Here is a 19,449-nt window from a genome sequence, read left to right on the forward strand (position 1 = left end):
GCTCATCGGAGTTCCTCCTCGTCGACCCTGATCACCCAGTTGGCGAACGTCTCGCCCGCGGTCCGGCCGGCCAGGTAGCGGCGGGCCAGGCGTTCCACGTACTCCGGAAGCTCCTCGGCGGTGGTCTTCAGGCCGCGCAGCTTGCGGCCGAAGCCGGCGGTCTGCCCCTGCGCCATGCCGAGGCCGCCGCCGAGGTGCACCTGGAAGCCCTCCACCTGCCGGCCGTCCGGGCCCACCACCAGCTGGCCCTTGAGCCCGATGTCGGCCACCTGGGTGCGGGCGCACGCGTTCGGGCAGCCGTTGAGGTGGATGGAGATGTCGGCGTCGAAGTCGCGCAGCCGCTCCTCCAGCCGGGCCACCAGCTCCTCGCCGCGCCGCTTCGTCTCGACGATGGCGAGCTTGCAGAACTCGATGCCGGTGCAGGCCATGGTGCCGCGCCGCCAGGCCGACGGCCGGGCCTCCAGGCCGATCCGGCGCAGCTCCGCCACCAGCGAGTCGGTCCGCTCCGGCGCCACGTCCAACACCAGCAGCTTCTGGTACGGAGTGAGCCGCACCCGGTCGCTGCCGTGTGCCTCGACCACGTCGGCGAGCCGGGCGAGCTGCGGGCCGGAGACCCGACCCACCACCGGGGCGGCGCCGACGTAGTTGCGGCCGTCGCGCTGCGGGTGCACGCCGATGTGGTCGACCGGCTTCGCCGGCAGCTCCGCGGCCGGGCCGTCGAGCAGCGTCCGGCCCAGGTACTCCTTCTCCAGCACCTCGCGGAAGCGCTCCACGCCCCAGTCGGCCAGCAGGAACTTCAGCCGGGCCCGGTTACGCAGCCGCCGGTAGCCGTAGTCGCGGAAGATGCCGACCACGCCGGCCCAGACGTCCGGCACCTCGGCCAGCGGCACCCAGACGCCGAGGCGCTTGGCCAGCATCGGGTTGGTGGACAGGCCGCCGCCGACCCAGAGGTCGAAGCCGGGACCGTACTCCGGGTGCACCACGCCCAGGAAAGCGATGTCGTTCGCCTCGTACGGGGTGTCGACCAGCCAGGAGATTGAGGTCTTGAACTTGCGGGGCAGGTTGGAGAACCGCTTGTCGCCGACGTACCGGCGGACGATCTCGTCGACCGCCGGGGTCGGGTCGACAACCTCCTCCTGGGCCACCCCGGCGACCGGGCTGCCGAGCACGACCCGGGGGCAGTCGCCGCACGCCTCGGTGGTCTGCAGACCCACCTCCTCCAGGCGGCGCCAGATCTCCGGCACGTCCTCCACCCGGATCCAGTGGAACTGGATGTTCTGCCGGTCGGTGATGTCGGCGGTGTCCCGGGCGAACTCGCGGGAGATGCCGGCGACGACCCGGAGCTGCGCCAGGTTGAGTTCGCCGCCGTCCACCCGGACCCGGAGCATGAAGAACTCGTCCTCCAGCTCGTGCGGCTCCAGCACGGCCGTACGCCCGCCGTCGATGCCCGCCTTGCGCTGGGTGTAGAGCCCCCACCAGCGGAACCGGCCGCGCAGGTCCTGCGGGTCGATGGACGCGAACCCCCGGTGGGCGTAGATGTTCTCGATCCGGGCCCGCACGTTCAGCGGGTCGTCGTCCTTCTTGATCCGCTCGTTGGCGTTGAGCGGCTCGCGGTGCCCGAGCGCCCACTGTCCCTCGCCACGGGCACGGCGGGGTGCCCGCGTGGCGGGTGGGTTGTCGGAGCGGGTCGGGGTGCTGCTGACCGCCATCGCGGCGTCCTCCGTTGTCTGCTGTGCCTGGGTACGCAAACGCGACGGCCGGCCCTACGAAGGGCCGTGGACGGCGATGTCGATGACGGCCGGCGCGGAAGCGCGCCCGAGACGGATGGGTCGGGCGTCGTCAGTAGGCCGGACAGATCGCGCTGCGCACGCGGCCGTAATCGACGTGGCGACGGGCCACGAAGCGGCGGACGACAGCGGCGGTCATGGGCCATATGCTCCCACAACCCCGGATGACCAGCCAACGTCCGAGTGTGTGATCCCACATCACGGGCATCGACGGTGATCCACTGTCGCGCCGTACCGCTCACCGGGTGGCCGCACCGCGAATCGGCGGACCCATGATGCGCACCTGTGTGACGCTGCGACAGGTGACCACCCGTGCGTCGCCCACCCCGGCCGGGACCACCGGTGAGCGCCCGACGTGGTGGGTCACGGCGGCACCCGCGCTGCTCACGCTGGCGGTCACCCTCGCCGGGATCGGGCACGCGCAGCCGTGGCGGGACGAGCTGGCCACCTGGAGCGCCGCCACCCGTCCGGTCGGCGACCTGGCCCGGCTGGCCGGCACCATCGACGCCGCGACCGGGCCGTACTACCTGTTGCTGCATGGTTGGACGGCGCTGGCCGGGGCCTCACCGACCGCGCTGCGGCTGCCGTCCGCGCTCGCCATGGCCGGGGCGGCCGCGCTCACCGCCCGGCTCGGCGAACGGCTGGTCACCGCCCGGGTGGGGCTGCTCGCCGGGCTGCTCTTCGCCGTCCTGCCGAGCACCTCCCGGTACGGCCAGGAGGCCCGCCCGTACGCCCTCGCGAGTTTCCTCGCCGCACTCGCCACGCTGCTGCTGCTCGGGGCGCTGCGCCGGCCGACCTGGCGGCGCTGGACCGGGTACGCCCTGGCCGTCGCCGCCCTGGGCCTGACCCACCTGATCGCCCTCACCCTGCTCGCCGCGCACGGGCTCGTGGTGCTGCTCGCCGCAGGGCGGGGCTCGGCGGCGGCCGGCCTCCGGGACCCGGCGAGCACGCACGCACCCGGCGACCAGGCCGGCGGCGACACGACCGCCAACCAGGCGGACGACCGTGCCACCGGCGCCCAGGCGGACGGCCGCGCGATCGGCGGGCGGCCGGTGGGCAGGCCGACGGCCGACGACCGGGGTGCTGGGCCGGCGGACGAGCGCCGGCCGGCTCCCCGAACCAGCTCCGGCCCTGCGCCACCCGGCGGGTCGGCCGCCGCGCCGGCCTGGCGGTGGGTGGTCGCGTTGCTGCCGGCCGTCGTGCTGGTCACGCCGTTGGTGCTGCTCGCCGGGGGCCAGCGGTCCCGGCAGCTCGACTGGGTGCACCTGGCCCGCCCGGGCGACCTGGCGGCGCTGCCCGGCGGGCTGGCGCAGAGCGGGGTGGTGGGTGGACTGCTGGTCGGCGTCGCCGCGCTCGGCGCGGGGCGGCTCGGCCGGCGGGCCCTGCTGCCCGGCGCGGCGGTCCTGCTGCCCGTGCTGCTGCTCTTCGCCGCCGGGGCGCTCGTGCCGCTCTGGGTGACCCGGTACCTGGTCTTCACCGTGCCGTTCGCCTGCCTGCTGGCCGGGGCGGCGCTGGCCGGCGTACGGCTGGCGCCGGCGCTCGCCGTGGTGACCCTGGCCGGGGTGCTCGGCCTGCCCGACCAGGCGGCGCTGCGCCGCACCCACGAGTGGCCGCGCACCGCCCCCGTCGACTACCGGGGCTCGGCCCGGATCATCGCCGACCACGAGCAGCCGGGCGACGCGATCGCGTACTCGCCCCGGGAGAGTTGGCTCTTCCTCGACCTGGGCATGGCGTACCACCTGGGGGCGCGGCGACCCCGCGACGTGCTGGTGGTCCGCGACCAGCGGCAGCGCGCGGACCTCTGGGCCAGCGAGTGCGACCGGCCGGCGGAGTGCCTGGCCGGGGTACGGCGACTCTGGCTGGTGGTGTCCGGCCGGCGGACCGATCCGGTGGCCGCGGTGCCCGGCCCCAAGGGGGCAGCCCTCCGGGACGGCTTCACCGTCGAACAGGTGTGGCCCCGCGCCGGCATCACGGTCGCCCTCCTCACCCGCTGACCGCCGCCCGCCGGGGGGTGCGGGGTCAGGCGGTGAGGCGGTCGGTGGTGCCGCGGGCCAGTGGGACGACCAGCACGGCCTCGGTGCCGCCGGTGGCGCCGTTGCGCAGTTCGATGGTGCCGCGCAGCTCGCCGGTGACCAGGGCCCGGACGATCTGCAGGCCCAGGTTGCCGCCGCGCTCGGCGTCGAACTGCTCGGGCAGGCCGCGCCCGTTGTCGGTGACGGAGACGTGCAGCTGCTTGCGGAACCGGTGCGCGGAGACCACCACCTCGGGCTCCACCCCGTCCCGCGGGCCGGCGGCACCCTCCTCCCCGGCCGGCGGGAAGCCGTGCTCGACGGCGTTGAGCAGCAGCTCGTTGAGGATCATCACCAGCGAGGTGGCGATCTCGGCGGGCAGTACGCCGAAGCTACCCTGCCGGCGCATGCCGACGGTCACCTCGGTGGCCGCGACCTCGGTGGCCGCGCTGGCCACCCGGTCCACGATCCCGTCGAACTCGACCGCCTCGTCGCTGGACAGGGAGAGGGTCTCGTGGACCAGCGCGATCGAGGCGACCCGACGTACCGACTCCTCCAGGGCGACCCGGGCCTCGGGCATGCCGACCCGGCGGGCCTGGAGGCGGAGCAGCGCGGCGACGGTCTGCAGGTTGTTCTTCACCCGGTGGTGGATCTCCCGGATGGTGGCGTCCTTGGTGATCAGGGCGCGGTCGCGGCGGCGTACCTCGGTGATGTCGCGGACCAGCACCAGCGCGCCGATCGGCACGCCGGCCGGCATCAGCGGCAGTGCGCGGGTGAGCATGGTGGCGCCGCGGGCGTCGATCTCCCGCCGGGGCGGGGCCTCGCCGCGCAGCGCGGCCAGCACCGCGTTGCCGGCGTCGGTGCCTTCCAGCGGGTCGCCGGCCAACCGGCGGTGCAGCTTGGCCAGGTCCTCCCCCACCAGGTGGGAGGCGTAGCCCAACCGGCGGTACGCGGACTGCGCGTTCGGGCTGGCGTAGGTGACCTGACCGTTGGCGTCGAGCCGGACCAGCCCGTCGCCGACCCGCGGCGCCGAGGTGGTCTCGCCCGGATGCCGGGGCGGCGGGAAGGTGCCGTCGGCAATCATCTGGGCCAGGTCGTCGGCGGTGGTCAGGTAGTTCAGTTCGAGCTGGCTGGGCGTACGCGCGGTGGAGAGGTTGGTGTCCCGGCCGACCACGGCGATGACCTCGCCGGACTCCCCGTCGGCGGTCCGCAGCCGCACCGGGATGGCCTCGTGCCGGGCGGGCACGTCGCCATACCAGACCGGGTCGCCCTCCCGCCAGATCCGCCCCTGCCGGTGGGCCACCTCCAGGTGCGCCACCTCCGGCCCGCCGACGATCCGCCCGACCTGGTCGTCGAGGTACGCGGTCGGGGCGGTCGTGGGCCGGACCTGGGCCACGCAGAGGAACGTGCCGTCGCCGTCCACGGGCACCCAGAGCAGCAGGTCGGCGAAGGACAGGTCGGAGAGGAGCTGCCAGTCGCCGGCGATCCGGTGCAGGTGGTCGATGTCGGTCGGCCGGAGCTGGGTGTGCTCCTCGGCGAGGTCGCGCAGGGTGGACACGCTGACCAGCGTGCCACGCCGGGCGTCACATCGTCGCGGTGACCTTTTTCAACCCGCGCGGAGCGTCCGGATCCTCACCCCGGGCCAGGGCCAGGGCCAGGGCGATCCGCTGCAGCGGGAGGATGTCCAGCAGCGGGGCGTACCGCTCGTCGACCTCGGGCACGGCCATCCGGGCGGTCACCTCGACGTCGGCGGAGCCGACCACCACCACGTCGGCACGGCGCTCCCCGAGCCGGGGCAGCACCTCGCGCATCGACTCGCCGCCGGGGCCGGAGCCGACCACGGCGAGCACCGGCACGTCCGGGTCGGTCATGGCGAGCGGGCCGTGCAGCAGGTCGGCGCCGGAGAAGGCGAGCGCCGGCAGGTAGGACGTCTCCATCAGCTTGAGCGCGGCCTCCCGGGCCGTCGGGTACGCGTATCCCCGGCCGGTGGTGACCAGCTGGGCGGCGAACCGGTAGCGCGGGGCGAGCTGCGCCGGGGTGGCGTCGGACAGGGTGCGTTCGGCCAGCTCGGGCAGGCGGGCGAGGGCCGCCCGCTCCTCGGCGGGGAGCGTGCCGTCGCCGGCGCGTACCCCCTCGATCAGCATGAGCAGCGCGAGCAGCTCGGCCGTGTACGTCTTGGTCGCGGCGACCGCCCGCTCGTGCCCGGCGGCGATGTCCACGCTCAGCTCGGCGGTGCCGGCCAGCGGCGAGTCGGGGTTGTTGGTGACGGCGAGGGTGAGCGCGCCCGAGGCGCGGGCCACCCGCAGCACCTCGGCCAGGTCGGGCGAGCCGCCGCTCTGGCTCACCCCGACCACGAGGGCGTCGGACAGGTCCGGCCGGGCGCCGAAGACGGTGATCGCGCTCGGCGAGGCGAGGCCGGCGGGGAGGCCGAGCCGGATCTCGCTCAGGTACGCGGCGTACAGCGCCGCGTGGTCGGAGGTGCCCCGGGCGGTGAAGACCACGTGGCGGGGCCGGCGCTCGGCGATCACCGCCGCGACCCGGGCGATCGCCCCGGCGTGCTCGGCGGAGAGCAGGCGGTCGTAACCGGCCGGCTGCTCCTCGATGTCGGCGGCCATGCCAGCCCCTGGACGCGTCACGGAAGCCCCCTTCTGCGCGATTGCCGCGCGATCCGTGCTCAGTCTTGCATCTTTCGGCTGTGACGAGCAACGGAACGCGCAGTAGTGCGCAGTAGATCACCAGAGGGACCGGTGATCGCCTAGGCTTGCCCGGCTGGTGGACGGACCATCGAGAGGACGACGTGCCCGAGGACGACCCCGCGCTCGCCGCGGAGGAGGAGCTCACGCTGGCCCGGCTGGCGCTGGCCGACGGAGACCTCCCGCACGCCGCGGACCACGTCGCCGCCGCCCTCGTCCGGGCCCCGACGCTGCCCGAGGTGCACGAGACCCTCGCCCGGGTGGCCGCGGCCAGCGGCGGCGACCTGGAGCTCTTCCCCCTCGGGCACCACGCCTTCGTCGGCGCGGTGGTGGCCCGCGCCCACCTGCTCGCCGCCGCCGGGCGCCCCGCCGAGGGGCTCGACCTGCTGGCCGCCGCGACCGGCTACGCGCCCGGCGCCGACTGGGCCGGGGTTCCTTGGGTGACCGCCCCCGACCTGCCCGAACGGCTCGATCCCGAACGCGCCGCCCGGATCCTCATGCAGATCTGCGCGGCGGTGCCCGACCCGGCCCCCCGCCGCCTCCGCGACCCGCTGCGGCCGTACCTCGTGCTGGCCCGCAACGCGGTCACCGTGCATCCCGGGCACGCGCTGCTGCTGGGCGCGGCGTCCGCGCTGGCCCGGCGCGTCGGCGAGGTCGCCCTCGCGGTCACCTGGGCCGCCCGAGGGGTACGCGCGGAGCCCACCAAACTCGGCGAGGTGTGGCTCGGGTACGCCTACCGCAGCGCCGGCCGGACCCGAGACGCGCTCGCGGCGCTCGGCCGGGCGGTCGCACTCGACCCCGACGACCTCGCCGTGTACGCCGACATCGCCGGCACCCTGGCCGACAACGGCCGGCTCGACGAGGCGCTGGACTGGATCGACCGGGCGCTCACCCGGGACCCGACGTTCGACTGCGCGGTGCACACCGCGCACCGGCTGCGCTTCCAGCGCGACGGGGACGTCGCCCACCTGGTCGCCCTCGCCGACTTCGTCCGCGACCACCCCGACGACACCCACGAACACGGCGACCTGGCCGAGTGCTGCCGCAGCCGCCCCTGGCTCGGTCAGGTGACCCCGGCCGGCGGGCCGGTGCTGGACGCGCTGCGGCAGGCCCTCGCCGCCGAGGGCGCCGCCCGGGTCGCCGTACGCCTCGACGCGCTCGAACCGCCGAGCGCCATGCGGACCGCGGCGGCGGCCGCTCCGGGGCTGGACGTGGAGGTGGTCGCCGTCGTCGGCCCGGACCCGCGGGAACCCCGTCGGGCCACCACCTGCCAGCTCTGGCGTTATGAGGGGACGATCGCCGCGCCCACCCTGCCCACCCCGTCGGCCGAGGCGGCGGAGCGGATCCGGCAGCTCGCCCACCCGGCCTGGCCGCACCCGCCGGCCGCGTACGACGCGGCGGTCGGACTGGCCACCCTGGACGTCACCGACCTGCTCGGTCTGCTGGTGCATCCGCCCGAGCCGCCGGCCACCGCGCTGGGCCGGGTGCTCGCCGGTCAGGACCCGTCCCTCTGGGTACGCTGCGTGCAGGTCTGGGCCTGCCTCGGGCTGCTGCACCACCGCACCGACGAACCGTGGGCGGAGTCGACCCGCCGCCGGGTGCTGGTGGAGCTGGTCTGGGGGGTGGAGGACTGGATCACCGAGGCGGCGCTGTTCGCCCTGGTCACCGCCGCCTGGGTCGACCCCTCCGTACGCCCCGACGTGGCCGCCGTGGTGGCCGAGCGGATCGCCGACGTGGCGGCCGTGGCCCGCGAGCGGCGGGTGCCGATCGCCGCCTCGCTGGCCCACCTGGCGCTGGCCACGCCGGACCTGGACCCGGCCACCCGCGACCTGGCCCGCGAGCTGACCGCTGGCCTCGACGCCGGACCCCGTCCGGGTCTGTTCGCGGGGCTCCGCCGCCGCCTCGCCGCCCTCTTCCGCCGCCCCTGACCCACGCCCCGGGCGGGCCCGTCCCACCCCGCCGCGCCGCCCCGCCCCGCCGCCCGGCCGGCCCCTCCGCCCGGCCCGCCCCGCCGCCGGGCCGGCCCTCGGCAAGATCCACACCGGATCGCCGACGTGGCGCGATCAACTCGCCCCGGATACCCCGACCTCGCCGAGCCGGTGTGGATCAAGGCGACCCGTCCGCCACATCGCCGAACCGGCGCGATCAGCCCACTCTCGACACCCTCATGCCGGGGAACTGGAGTCGATCAAGCACGGCGACCCGGCCACACCGCCGACCTGGAGTCGATCAAGCACGACCCCGCCCCATCGGCGACATGGAGTCGATCAAGCACGATGACCCCGCCACACCGCCGACCTGGAGCCGATCAAGCGGGGCGACCGGGCCACGTCGGCAACGCGGAGACGCGGAGACGCGGTGCGGCCACGCCGTACCCCGGGAAGGGTCGGCGTGGCCGCGGCGGGTGCGTCAGGCGACGGGGGTCTTGCCGAGGGCGGCCTCGGCCTCGCCCTCGGGGGTCGCGGCCGGGCGCGCGTCGTTCGTCGAGCGGAGCGGGACCTCCTTGATGAACCAGGCGAGCGCCGGCACCGCGACGGTGATGAACACCGCCCAGAAGAAGACGTGCGCGATGGCGTCGGAGAGCGTGCCGAGGACGAGCTCGCGCATCGGTCCGGTGAGCTGCTTCAGCTTCTCCAGGTCCATGGCACCGCCCTCGCCACCCTGCCCGCCGGCGAACGCGGGACCGGCGGCCGAGTCGGCGAGCCGGTTCGCGAAGATCGCGCCGAACAGCGCGACGCCGAACGAGCCGCCGATCGAGCGGAAGAAGGTGGCGGCCCCGCTCGCCGCGCCCAGGTCCTTCTGCTCCACGCTGTTCTGCGCGATCAGCATCGTGGTCTGCATGAGGAAGCCCATGCCGACGCCGAGCACGATCATGTAGAGCGAGGACTCGACCTTGCTGGTGCCGAGGTCGAGCAGGGTCAGCAGGCCCATGCCGGCGGCCATCACCACGCCGCCGACGATCGGGAAGGCGCGGTAGCGACCGGTCTTGGTGATGACCCGGCCGACCACCAGCGAGACCACGAGCATCCCGAACATCAGCGGGAGCAGCAGCAGGCCGCTGTTGGTGGCCGAGGCGCCCTGCACGGTCTGCTGGTAGAGCGGCAGGAAGTTCATCGAGCCAAACATCGCGAAGCCGAGCAGGAAGCCGATCACCGAGATGAGGGCGAAGTTCCGGTTGGCGAAGAGCCCCAGCGGCAGGATCGGCTCGGGCGCTCGCCGCTCGACGAGGCCGAAGGCCGCCAGGGTCACCGCGGCGAGGGCGGCGAGGCCGAGGATCTGCGGGGACACCCAGTCGTACTCGTTGCCGCCCCAGGTGGTGACCAGGACGATCGCGGTGATGCCGACGGAGAGCAGCGCGGCACCCAGCCAGTCGATCTTGTGCTCGGTGCGGTACTTCGGCAGGTGCATGGTGGTGGCCAGCACCAGCAGCGCGACGCCGCCGAGCGGCAGGTTGACGTAGAACGCCCAGCGCCAGGAGAGGTGGTCGGTGATGAAGCCGCCGACCAACGGGCCGGCCACCATGGCGACGGCCATGATGGCGGCGATCATGCCCTGGTAACGGCCCCGCTCGCGGGGCGGCACCAGGTCACCGATGATCGCCATCACGCCGACCATCAGGCCACCGGCGCCGAGACCCTGGACGGCCCGGAACGCGATCAGCTCGATCATGCCGTCGTTGACGCCGCCCAGCAGGCTTGAGCCGGACATGCCGCACAGCGCCGAGCCGACCAGGAAGATGACCACCGAGGTCAGGAAGACGGCCTTGCGGCCGTAGAGGTCGCCGAGCTTGCCCCAGATCGGGGTGGAGACCGTGGTGCCCAGCACGTACGCGGTGACCACCCAGGTGAAGTGGTCGGCCCCGCCGAACTCGAAGACGATCCGCGGCAGCGCGGTGCTGACGATCATGTTGTCGAGCATCGCGAGCATCATCGCGATCATCAGGCCGAACAGCACGACCCGGACATTGGGTCGCACGACCGCCTGGGCTGGTTGACTCATGGGTAAGCTCCCCCGAAGATTTGTGACCGACTTACTTGCCGCCCGGCTAGTTACCTTACTAGCCGCACGGTAAGTTGGTGGTCGGAAAGCCGTCAAGCGAGATAGGTGGTAAGGGTGAGGGAGAGCACAGGCGGCACGCGGGAACGCATCCAGGCCGTCGCGCTGGAGCTCTTCACCGAGCAGGGGTACGAGAAGACCTCGCTACGGGAGATCGCCGAGCGGCTGGGCGTGACCAAGGCCGCACTCTACTACCACTTCAAGAGCAAGGACGAGATCGTCAACAGCTTCGTCGAGGACCGGCTGCGCCGGATGGACGAGCTGATCGAGTGGGCGCAAACCCAGCCCGCCACCCTGGCCACCCGCCGCGCGCTCATCGCCAAGTACGCGGACACCATGTTCAGCAGCGAACTGCCGTCGGTGATGCGGTTCTTCGAGCAGAACCAGACCGTGCTGAAGAGCCTCAGCGCCGGGATGCAGATGCGGGACCGGATGCTGCGGCTGGCCAACGAGCTGTGCCGGGGCGACGAATCGCCGCAGGCCCAGCTCCGCGCCGCGCTGACCCTGTTCGCCGTGCACACCAGCTGGTTCGCGATCCGCGCCCCGCACATCACCGAGGACGAGCGCAAGAAGATCGCCCTGGACGTGGCCGACGAACTGCTGGCGAAGATCGCCGACGCCGGCTGACCGGACGGGTGGCCGCCGTGCCTTCCGGGGCGCCTGGGCGGCGGCCTCCGGGTCAGCCGCGCGGGGGCAGTTCCAGGCGCAGGCCCAGCAGCTCGACGCCGGGCAGCGGGGACCAGTCCTGCTCCGGCACCCGGACGAACCCGAGCCGCTCGTAGAGCCGGTGCGCGGTTGCGGCCATGCCGGCGCGTACGCAGATCACCAGGGCCGTGCAGCCGAGGTCGGTGGCGCGGGCCACGCAGGCCCGGACCAGGGCCACTCCGGCGCCCCGGCCCTGCGCGGCCGGGTCGACCGCGAGCATCCGGAACTCGGCCTCGCCGGGGCCGGAGAGTTCGGCGTACGGGGAGCCGGGCAGCACGAACGTCACCGAGCCGAGCGCCTCGCCGGTGGCCTCGTCGACGGCGATCAGCACCTCGCCGGTCTCCGCCCGGGTGGCCACGTCGGCGAGCACCACGCCGTAGCCGTGCTCGCCCTTGAGCTGGCCGTCCGCCTCGTAGGCGGCGACCGTCAGGCGCGCCACCGCCGGGTATTCGGCCGGCTCCGCCCGGCGGACCAGGACGCCGCTCAACCGATCACCGCGATCAGGTCGCCGTCCTGCACGACGTCACCCTCGTTGACCGCGATCTGCTGCACGACGCCGTCGGACTCGGCGACCACCGGGATCTCCATCTTCATCGACTCCAGGATCACCAGCGTGTCCCCTTCGGACACGGTGTCCCCGGCCGACGCGACGACCTTCCAGACGTTCGCCACCATCTCGGCGCGGATCTCCTCGGCCATCTCCGGGCCCTCCCTCTCCACCGCTGTTCTGCGAACGGTATCCAATCATGACCCGGCCCCGGATCGGGGCGGCGTGCCCGGGCCGCCCCCACCGGACCCGCGCGATCGCCGACGGCACTAGCATCAGCGGGTCGGTCTCCGGCGCCCGGAGCACCGGCACGACGACCTCCGCCGCGCTCGCCGCGGCCGGACCGTGACCAGCACAAGGAGGCAGAGCATGGCGAAGAAGGCCCGCAAGAAGAAGGCCCGCAAGAAGAGCGGCGCGAACCACGGCAAGCGCCCCAACTCCTGATCGTCGGCGTACGCCGGATCAGCGACGTACCGGCCGTGGTGGCCGGAAACAGCGGTGGCCCGGGTCCGTTCGGACCCGGGCCACCGGTGTCTTCAACTCGTCGCGCGATGCTCAGTCGGCGAGCTCGCGGGACTCGGTGGTCTCGAAGACCACCAGCTCGGTCAGGCGGGCCCGCAGCCGTTCGCGCAGCTGATCCGGCGCGGTCTCGTTGCCGCAGCAGCGGGCGACCAGCGCCTTCACCTCCTGCTCGATGCCGTACTCGCGCAGGCACGGCCCGCACTCGTCGAGGTGGGTCCGGATCAGGACGCGCCGCTCCTCGCCACACTCCAGGTCCAGGTAGAGGTAGACCTCCGCGAGCACTTCGCGGCAGTCCGTCTCGTGCGGCTCTCCACAGCTCACGGTCACACCTCCCGGCCGGCGGCGGCGGTCGAACCCTTCGACGGCGCGGCGGTGAACCCCCGCTCCGCCGCGTACTGCTCGAGCAGCTTGCGCAGATTACGACGGCCGCGGTGCAGCCGCGACATCACGGTGCCGATCGGAGTGCCCATGATGTCGGCGACCTCCTTGTAGGAGAAGCCCTCGACGTCGGTCAGGTAGACCGCCAGGCGGAACTCCTCCGGCAACTGCTGGAGGGCCTCCTTGACGTCGCTGTCCGGCAGCCGGTCGAGCGCCTCGGTCTCGGCCGAGCGCAGCCCGCTGGACGTGTGCGACTCCGCCTCGGCGAGCTGCCAGTCGGTGATCTCGTCCGTGGGCGCCTGGACCGGCTGGCGCTGCCGCTTCCGGTAGGAGTTGATGTAGGTGTTGGTCAGGATCCGGTAGAGCCAGGCCTTCAGATTGGTGCCCTGCTCGAACTGGTGGAAGGCGGCGTACGCCTTCAGGTATGTCTCCTGGACCAGATCCTCGGCATCCGCCGGGTTGCGCGTCATCCGCAGCCCGGCAGCGTAGAGCTGATCGACGAAGGGCATCGCGTCCCGCTCGAAGCGGGCCCTGCGCTCGTCCGTCTTCTCGGTCGTCAACCGCACATCCCCTCGCGTCGGATGCTTCCCCGCCGAGGATACGCGTACGGACCTACCCACAGATTCACTTCCGGCCGGTGTGCTGCCACTCACCATCGCCGGCACCTCCGCGGGCCACTCAGGCGCGTCGAGCAGCTGTCTGAGCTGCCGCGCGTCCTGTTCGTCCCGCTCCCGGCTCCGCGTCTCGGTCGGCACCGGTCACCCCCCTCGGCTGGAAATGGCGTCCGGGGGTAGTAACGCGCGGCGTGGGCCGGTGCATTCCGCCACCACCCGCCGTTCCTGGTCCCGGCCTCGGCCGCGAACCGACGCTGGGACCAGGAAGGGCCTGGGAGGATGGCCTCGGACGCCCAAAACGGACGTCCGACACCATCCGATGCAACGACCCGCCGCCACCGACGGTCACGCCCTCGCAAGATCGCGATCGCCCGGGAAGTGGTGCCGCAACCGGACGAGCGGCCGCTCCGTCCTGGATCTTGTCCGGTGAGCTGGCCGGGTGCCGGGATCAGGCGGGTGCCCAGCCCCGGGCGTGCAGCCAGGCGCGGACCACCGCGGCGGTGGCCGCCGGGTCGACGCGCAGGTCGTGCCGCTCCCCCGGGCGGACCACCACCTCGACGCCGGGCGCCGCATCGGGCACGCCGAACGGGTCCCGGTCGCCGTTGACCACCAGGGTGGGCAGGCCGGTACGCAGCTCGTCGGCGCGCGAGCGCTCCGGACGGCCCGGCGGATGCAGCGGAAACGCCAGCGCGACGATCCCGGCCGCGCCGACGGCAGCGGCCGTGCGGCAGGCGACCCGGGCGCCGCTGGAGCGGCCACCCACCACCCAGCGGGAGACGTCGGGATGGCGGGCCCGGAGGGCGGCCAGCACCGCCGTCCACGCCTCGTCCAAGTGGCCGGCGGGGGCCGGAGCGCGCCGCCCGGCAACCCGGTAGGGCTGGGTCACCCGGACCACGCCCACCCCGGCCCCGGTCACCGCGTCGCGGACCGCGACCAAGTCCGGGGCGTCCACGTCGCCCCCGGCGCCGTGCCCGAGCACCAGCAGGGTGTCCACCGGGCCGGCCGGCAGGTCGGTGTCGGCCCGGGCCGGCCCGCGGGGCGTCTCGATCTCGTCGCTGTGCCGCACCCGCCCATTCTCGCCGTGGCCCATCCCGCCCGCCTCGACCGGCACGTTCTTCGCGGTCTCCGCCCAACGTGAGCACATTTCCGGGTGGCCGACCCCGCCCGCCCGGAGCAGCACTTTCTTCCCGGCGTCTGCCCAGCGCGAGCACATTTCCGCTGGCCGACCCCGCCCGCCCCGACCAGCCCGGCGACGTGCGGCCTCCGCCCGACGCACGGGTGGCTTACCCCCGCGCCGGGCACCCCAGATCGCGGGCAGGTGCTGGCCGCGCCCGGCGCCGCCCGGCCGGACGGGGCCCGTGGCCGGCACTCGGCCCTGAGAGGCCGCCACCCGTGCCCCGGCAGGGACACGGGCCGCGGCCCTGGAACGCCGTCGCCCGCGTCCCCGGCGGGGACGCGGGCGGCGGCGCACTGCATCAGCGGGACGGCACCAGGGTCAGCAGGCGGTCCCGAACCGGTGGGCCGGCCTCCTCGACCGCGTCCGGGTCCGGCTGCACCTCGTCGCGCCAGGCGACGAGCATCGCCCGCCGCTCGCGCGGCGTGGTGCCGCCCCAGACGCCGTGGCAGTCGCCCACCTCCAGCGCCCAGGCCAGGCAGGACCCCTGGACGTCACAACTGCGGCAGAGCGCCACGGCCGCGTCGGCCGGTTCGTTGGGTGCCGGAAAGAACGTCTCCGGGTCCACACTCTGGCAGGTCCCTCTGGTTCGCCACGCGTCGTCGTGTCGCCGCTCGCGCAGAGCCCGCAACAGTCGCGGATCTCGTCGTGCGGCAGCCACCTCGTGCGGGCGGGGCATACGTGCCCGTGTCAATACACCCACCTCCCCCGTGGGACCGGCAATGATCATGAGAGATCGATGGGTGTCATCCGCCCCGTGCGAACAGACGCCCAACGCCGGCGCTGTGTTTTATCGCACTTCCGGACACGGGGACAAGACTCTGCCGTAAACATGGCTAAACAACCGGGCGACGTTTCAGGCGTAACCCCGGCAAATCAGCACACGACAATGTGCCGACGGTGATCAGAACAAGGTCATTTCCGAGACGCTCTCCTCTCGGCGCAGCGGAACCCGGGCGATGAGGTCGGGACCGTCGTTGCGGACGTCGCCGACCGCCGGGGAGACCGGGCGGACCTCCAGCCCGGCGAGCCACTCCGGGGCCGGCGGGGCGAGCAGCGCCGCCGGCTCGCCGCCCGCGCCGAGCCAGGCGGCCCACCGCTCCCGGGGCAGCAGCAGCGGCATCCGGTCGTGCACCTCGGCCAGTTCGCCGACCGCCGGGGTGGTCAGCACGCTGAAGGTGAGCAGGTCCTGCCCCGCCGACTCCCAGAGCGACCAGATGCCGGCCAAGGCCAGCACCGACCCGTCAGTCGGCGTCATGTAGTACGGCTGCCGGCGGCCACCCGGCTCACGGACCCACTCGTACCAGCCGTCGGCCGGCACCAGACAGCGCCGGCGGGCGAAGGACGGGGCGTACGCCCGGCTGGTGGCGACCGTCTCCACCCGGGCGTTGATCATGCGGGCGGCGCCGGCGGCGCTGCGGGACCAGTGCGGGACCAGCCCCCAGCGGCCGACGGAGAGCAGCCGGTGCCCCTCCGGCGCCAGCCGGACCAGCGGCACCGGATCGGTCGGGGCGACGTTGAAGTCCGGGCCGACCCCGTCGCCGGTCTCGTCGGACGACTCGAACAGCGCGCTCAGGTCGCCCGCGCTCCGGGTCGTCGCGTACCTCCCGCACATGGCGCACACGCTAACGCGCCGCCCCGGTTCCGGCTGTCCCGCCAGCCGGGAGCAGGCACGATGGGCGGTTCCACCGGTCCCGGGACTTGGCAGAATGTGAGCGTGGGGAACCTTACCGCGACCCGGCGACCGCAGCCGTGGACCGCACCGACCGCCAGCGACCCGGTCGGCGCCACGCTGCGCCTGCCGGGCTCCAAGTCGATGACCGCCCGGGCCCTGGTGCTCGGCGCGCTGGCCAGCGGCCCGTCGACGCTCGACCGGCCGCTGCGCGCCCGGGACACCGAGCTGATGGCCGGCGGGCTGCGCGAGCTGGGCGCACACATGTCGATCTCGGACGACGAGCGCTGGCTCATCCGGCCGCACCGGCTGGTCGGCCCCGCCCACGTCGACGTCGGCCTGGCCGGCACGGTGATGCGCTTCCTGCCACCGGTGGCCGGGCTCGCCGAGGGGCGGGTCACCTTCGACGGCGACCCGCAGGCCCGGGTCCGCCCGCTCGGCCCGCTGATCGGGGCGTTGCGCGCCCTCGGCGTACGCATCGACACCCCACCGACCGGCAGCCTGCCGCTGGCGGTCCTCGGCGCCGGCCGGGTCACCGGCGGCGAGGTGGTGATCGACGCCTCCGCCTCCAGCCAGCTCGTCTCCGGGCTGCTGCTGGCCGCGCCCCGCTTCGACCGGGGCGTGGTGGTCCGGCACGAGGGGCCGCCCGTCCCGTCCGCGCCGCACCTGCGGATGACCGTGCAGATGCTCCGGGCCGCCGGGGCGGCGGTCGACGACGCCACCCCCGACGTCTGGGCGGTCGAGCCCGGCCCGCTGACCGGGCGCGGCTGGGAGATCGAGCCGGACCTCTCCGGTGCCGTGCCGTTCTTCGCCGCCGCGCTGGTCACCGGCGGCGAGGTGACCCTCCAGGGCTGGCCGCGCAGCAGCATGCAGCCGGTCGAGCAGCTCCGCACGCTGCTGACCCGGATGGGTAGCGAGGTGACACTGACCACCGCCGGGCTGACCGTCCGGGGCACCGGCAGCGTGCACGGCCTGGACGCCGACCTCTCCGACGTCAGCGAGCTGACCCCGGCGCTGACCGCGCTGGCGATGCTCGCCGACTCGCCGTCCCGGCTGACCGGGATCGGGCACATCCGGGGGCACGAGACCGACCGGATCGCCGCCCTGGCCAAGGAGTTCACCGCGCTGGGCGCGGACATCACCGAGTCCGCCGACGGGCTGGAGATCCGGCCCCGCCCGCTGCGCGGCGGGACCTTCCGGACGTACGCCGACCACCGGATGGCGCACGCCGCGGCGGTCGCCGGGCTGGCCGTCCCCGGCATCGAGGTGGACGACGTGGCGTGCACCTCGAAGACCATGCCCGAGTTCCCGGCACTATGGTCAGGGATGGTGACCGGCAAGAGCTGACGCGACGGGGGGACGTCCTGGCGACCAGGCGGCGGGAGTACGACGAGGACGACGTCCGGGTCCGACCCGGGAGGTCCTCGCGCCCGCGTACCCGGACCCGGCCACGGCACGAGGACGCGGTCGACGGGTTCGTGATCGCCGTCGACCGCGGACGGTATACCTGCGTGCTCGCCGACGCCGGGCCGGACGCCCCGACCGTCACCGCGATGCGCGCCCGCGAGCTGGGCCGCAAGTCGGTGGTGGTGGGTGACCGGGTCGGGCTGGTCGGTGACACCTCGGGTGCGCCCGGCGCGCTGGCCCGGATCGTCCGGATCGCCGAGCGCACCTCCGTGCTGCGGCGCACCGCCGAGGACGACGCGACCACCGCCGAGGGACGGCTGGAACGGGTGGTGGTGGCCAACGCCGACCAGCTCGTGATCGTCAGCGCGCTGGCCGACCCGCCGCCGCGCACCGGGTTCATCGACCGCTGCCTGGTGGCCGCGTACGACGCCGACATCGAGCCGCTGCTCTGCCTCACCAAGGCCGACCTGGCCGGCCCCGAGGCGGTCCTCGACTACTACACCGAGCTGGAACTGCCGTACGTGCTGATCCGGCCGGACTCGCCGCTGGACGCGCTGCGCGCGCTGCTGGCCGGGCGGGTCTCGGTGCTGGTCGGCCACTCCGGGGTGGGCAAGTCGACGCTGGTCAACCGCCTGGTGCCGGAGGCCGACCGGGCGGTCGGCACGGTCAGCGCCATCGGCCGGGGCCGGCACACCTCCACCAGCGCCGTGGCGCTGCGGCTGCCCGATGCCGCCGGGGGCTGGATCATCGACACCCCCGGGGTACGCAGCTTCGGGCTGGCGCACGTCTCCGCGGACAGCCTGCTGCACGGCTTCCCCGACCTGGTGGAGGCGACGGTCGACTGCCCGCCGAACTGCCCGCACACGGCCGACGCGCCGGACTGCGCGCTGGACGCCTGGGTGGCCGCCGGCAAGGCCGACCCGCGCCGGCTGGCGTCGTACCGCCGGCTGCTGGCCTCCCGCAGCGGCGAGGTCGACCCCCGCGAGCCGAGCCGGCGGGGCGAGGAGTGAGCCGGTGGGCCCCGGCGACCCGGCGGCGGTTGACCGTTAGCGTGTCCGGCATGACCGGGTACGCCGACGACCTCGCCCTCGCCCACCTGCTCGCCGACGCCGCCGACGCCGTCTCCACGGCCCGGTTCGGCGCCCTCGACCTGCGGGTCGAGGCCAAGCCCGACCTCACCCCGGTCTCCGACGCGGACACCGCCGTCGAGCGGCGGATCCGGGCCCTGCTGGCCGAGCACCGGCCGGGTGACGGCCTGCTCGGCGAGGAGTACGGCGAGCAGCCCGCCACCGGCCCGGACGGGCGGCGCTGGGTGGTCGACCCGATCGACGGCACCAAGAACTTCGTCCGGGGCGTACCGATCTGGGCCACCCTGATCGCCCTGCTGGAGGGGGACCGCCCGGTCCTCGGCCTGGTCTCCGCTCCGGCGCTGGGGCGGCGCTGGTGGGCCGCCCTCGGCGCGGGCGCGTACGCCGGCCCCGACCTGGCCACCGGGGCGCCGATCCGGGTCTCCGCCGTGGGCGCGCTGGCTGATGCCAGCTTCTGCTACTCCTCGCTCACCGGGTGGGAGGAGTCGGGCCGGCTGGACGCCGTCCTGCAGGTCATGCGGGACGCCTGGCGCAGCCGGGCGTACGGCGACTTCTACGGCTACATGCTGCTGGCCGAGGGGGCGGTGGACGTGATGGTGGAGCCGGAGCTGTCGCTCTGGGACATCGCCGCGCTGGTCCCGATCGTCACCGAGGCGGGCGGGACGTTCACGGACCTGTCCGACCGCCCGGCGCCGGCCGGCGGGGAGAACAGCGCGATCGCGACCAACGGAGCGCTGCACGGCGACATCCTGGCCCGGCTCGGCCGGCCGGCCGTACGCTGACCCGCCGGTAGCCTC

18 protein-coding genes are annotated in these 19,449 nt (G+C 74.2%); 7 read left to right on the forward strand and 11 right to left on the reverse strand.

Annotated elements, in window-relative coordinates; translation table 11 throughout:
• Positions 1-2 precede the first annotated feature (2 nt).
• Complete coding sequence (locus tag ACY34I_RS16510) at positions 3-1,709, reverse strand: nitrite/sulfite reductase (protein ID WP_462755893.1); 1,707 nt, start codon at positions 1,707-1,709, stop codon at positions 3-5.
• A 380-nt stretch (positions 1,710-2,089) separates the two neighbouring features.
• Here ACY34I_RS16510 and ACY34I_RS16515 point away from each other — a divergent pair, with 380 nt between their 5' ends.
• Entirely contained in the window at positions 2,090-3,781 is a 1,692-nt protein-coding gene (locus ACY34I_RS16515; RefSeq protein ID WP_462755894.1) for a glycosyltransferase family 39 protein, read from the forward strand.
• Positions 3,782-3,806: 25 nt separating this feature from the next.
• Here the strand turns inward: ACY34I_RS16515 and ACY34I_RS16520 are convergent, their stop codons facing one another.
• Positions 3,807-5,354, reverse strand: coding sequence for a sensor histidine kinase (locus ACY34I_RS16520; protein WP_462755895.1), 1,548 nt, complete (start codon positions 5,352-5,354; stop codon positions 3,807-3,809).
• A 25-nt stretch (positions 5,355-5,379) separates the two neighbouring features.
• A complete protein-coding gene (locus tag ACY34I_RS16525; protein WP_462755896.1) occupies positions 5,380-6,411 on the reverse strand; it encodes an SIS domain-containing protein in 1,032 nt (343 codons plus the stop codon).
• A 182-nt stretch (positions 6,412-6,593) separates the two neighbouring features.
• On the opposite strand from ACY34I_RS16525, the gene ACY34I_RS16530 reads away from it, so the two are divergent.
• Positions 6,594-8,417 (forward strand): tetratricopeptide repeat protein, encoded by a 1,824-nt coding sequence (locus ACY34I_RS16530; RefSeq protein ID WP_462755897.1) that lies wholly within the window; start codon positions 6,594-6,596, stop codon positions 8,415-8,417.
• Positions 8,418-8,898: 481 nt separating this feature from the next.
• Here ACY34I_RS16530 and ACY34I_RS16535 read toward each other — a convergent pair whose 3' ends face one another.
• Positions 8,899-10,488 (reverse strand): MDR family MFS transporter, encoded by a 1,590-nt coding sequence (locus tag ACY34I_RS16535; protein WP_462755898.1) that lies wholly within the window; start codon positions 10,486-10,488, stop codon positions 8,899-8,901.
• Positions 10,489-10,602: 114 nt separating this feature from the next.
• Between ACY34I_RS16535 and ACY34I_RS16540 the strand changes: the two genes are divergently transcribed.
• Positions 10,603-11,172: a TetR/AcrR family transcriptional regulator gene (locus tag ACY34I_RS16540; RefSeq protein ID WP_148796402.1), complete on the forward strand. Its 570-nt coding sequence runs from the start codon at positions 10,603-10,605 to the stop codon at positions 11,170-11,172.
• Between the two features lie 52 nt (positions 11,173-11,224).
• On the opposite strand, the gene ACY34I_RS16545 is transcribed toward ACY34I_RS16540, so the two are convergent.
• On the reverse strand, positions 11,225-11,737 hold the full coding sequence (locus tag ACY34I_RS16545) for a GNAT family N-acetyltransferase (protein WP_462755899.1): 513 nt from the start codon (positions 11,735-11,737) through the stop codon (positions 11,225-11,227).
• The gene (locus tag ACY34I_RS16550; protein WP_073834949.1) at positions 11,734-11,949 is read right to left on the reverse strand and encodes a biotin/lipoyl-binding carrier protein; all 216 of its coding nucleotides are present in this window, start codon (positions 11,947-11,949) and stop codon (positions 11,734-11,736) included. The genes ACY34I_RS16545 and ACY34I_RS16550 overlap by 4 nt, the downstream gene beginning before the upstream one ends.
• Before the next feature lie 217 nt (positions 11,950-12,166).
• On the opposite strand from ACY34I_RS16550, the gene ACY34I_RS16555 reads away from it, so the two are divergent.
• Positions 12,167-12,241, forward strand: coding sequence for a 50S ribosomal protein bL37 (locus tag ACY34I_RS16555; RefSeq protein ID WP_369700219.1), 75 nt, complete (start codon positions 12,167-12,169; stop codon positions 12,239-12,241).
• Between the two features lie 111 nt (positions 12,242-12,352).
• Here the strand turns inward: ACY34I_RS16555 and rsrA are convergent, their stop codons facing one another.
• The 5 genes from rsrA to ACY34I_RS16580 all read right to left on the reverse strand — a co-directional run bounded on the left by rsrA (position 12,353) and on the right by ACY34I_RS16580 (position 16,100).
• Positions 12,353-12,640, reverse strand: a complete 288-nt coding sequence (rsrA, locus tag ACY34I_RS16560; RefSeq protein WP_462755900.1) for a mycothiol system anti-sigma-R factor — start codon at positions 12,638-12,640, stop codon at positions 12,353-12,355.
• A gap of 2 nt (positions 12,641-12,642) precedes the next feature.
• The gene (locus tag ACY34I_RS16565) at positions 12,643-13,452 is read right to left on the reverse strand and encodes a sigma-70 family RNA polymerase sigma factor (RefSeq protein WP_148796407.1); all 810 of its coding nucleotides are present in this window, start codon (positions 13,450-13,452) and stop codon (positions 12,643-12,645) included.
• A gap of 307 nt (positions 13,453-13,759) precedes the next feature.
• Entirely contained in the window at positions 13,760-14,401 is a 642-nt protein-coding gene (locus ACY34I_RS16570) for an alpha/beta hydrolase family protein (protein WP_462755959.1), read from the reverse strand.
• Positions 14,402-14,786: 385 nt separating this feature from the next.
• The gene (locus ACY34I_RS16575) at positions 14,787-15,179 is read right to left on the reverse strand and encodes a WhiB family transcriptional regulator (RefSeq protein WP_462755901.1); all 393 of its coding nucleotides are present in this window, start codon (positions 15,177-15,179) and stop codon (positions 14,787-14,789) included.
• A gap of 210 nt (positions 15,180-15,389) precedes the next feature.
• The gene (locus ACY34I_RS16580; protein ID WP_462755902.1) at positions 15,390-16,100 is read right to left on the reverse strand and encodes an SOS response-associated peptidase; all 711 of its coding nucleotides are present in this window, start codon (positions 16,098-16,100) and stop codon (positions 15,390-15,392) included.
• A gap of 102 nt (positions 16,101-16,202) precedes the next feature.
• Here ACY34I_RS16580 and aroA point away from each other — a divergent pair, with 102 nt between their 5' ends.
• Genes aroA through hisN form a run of 3 tightly spaced genes read left to right on the forward strand, consistent with a single transcriptional unit; the run spans position 16,203 to position 19,434 of the window.
• A complete protein-coding gene (aroA, locus tag ACY34I_RS16585; protein ID WP_462755903.1) occupies positions 16,203-17,504 on the forward strand; it encodes a 3-phosphoshikimate 1-carboxyvinyltransferase in 1,302 nt (433 codons plus the stop codon).
• On the forward strand, positions 17,474-18,574 hold the full coding sequence (rsgA, locus tag ACY34I_RS16590; RefSeq protein ID WP_462755904.1) for a ribosome small subunit-dependent GTPase A: 1,101 nt from the start codon (positions 17,474-17,476) through the stop codon (positions 18,572-18,574). The genes aroA and rsgA overlap by 31 nt, the downstream gene beginning before the upstream one ends.
• Before the next feature lie 50 nt (positions 18,575-18,624).
• On the forward strand, positions 18,625-19,434 hold the full coding sequence (gene hisN / locus ACY34I_RS16595) for a histidinol-phosphatase (protein WP_462755905.1): 810 nt from the start codon (positions 18,625-18,627) through the stop codon (positions 19,432-19,434).
• The last annotated feature ends 15 nt before the right edge of the window (positions 19,435-19,449 follow it).

The sequence above is a fragment of the Micromonospora sp. RTBAU3-60 genome (assembly GCF_054963695.1).

Excerpts from the sequence above, each read along its gene's own strand:
- ACY34I_RS16510 (WP_462755893.1), bottom strand. The coding sequence starts at position 1,709 with ATGGCGGTCAGCAGCACCCCGACCCGCTCCGACAACCCACCCGCCACG.
- ACY34I_RS16525 (WP_462755896.1), bottom strand. The coding sequence starts at position 6,411 with ATGGCCGCCGACATCGAGGAGCAGCCGGCCGGTTACGACCGCCTGCTC.
- ACY34I_RS16535 (WP_462755898.1), bottom strand. The coding sequence starts at position 10,488 with ATGAGTCAACCAGCCCAGGCGGTCGTGCGACCCAATGTCCGGGTCGTG.
- ACY34I_RS16550 (WP_073834949.1), bottom strand. The coding sequence starts at position 11,949 with ATGGCCGAGGAGATCCGCGCCGAGATGGTGGCGAACGTCTGGAAGGTC.
- ACY34I_RS16570 (WP_462755959.1), bottom strand. The coding sequence starts at position 14,401 with ATGGGCCACGGCGAGAATGGGCGGGTGCGGCACAGCGACGAGATCGAG.
- ACY34I_RS16580 (WP_462755902.1), bottom strand. The coding sequence starts at position 16,100 with ATGTGCGGGAGGTACGCGACGACCCGGAGCGCGGGCGACCTGAGCGCG.
- rsgA (WP_462755904.1), top strand. The coding sequence starts at position 17,474 with ATGGTCAGGGATGGTGACCGGCAAGAGCTGACGCGACGGGGGGACGTC.
- hisN (WP_462755905.1), top strand. The coding sequence starts at position 18,625 with ATGACCGGGTACGCCGACGACCTCGCCCTCGCCCACCTGCTCGCCGAC.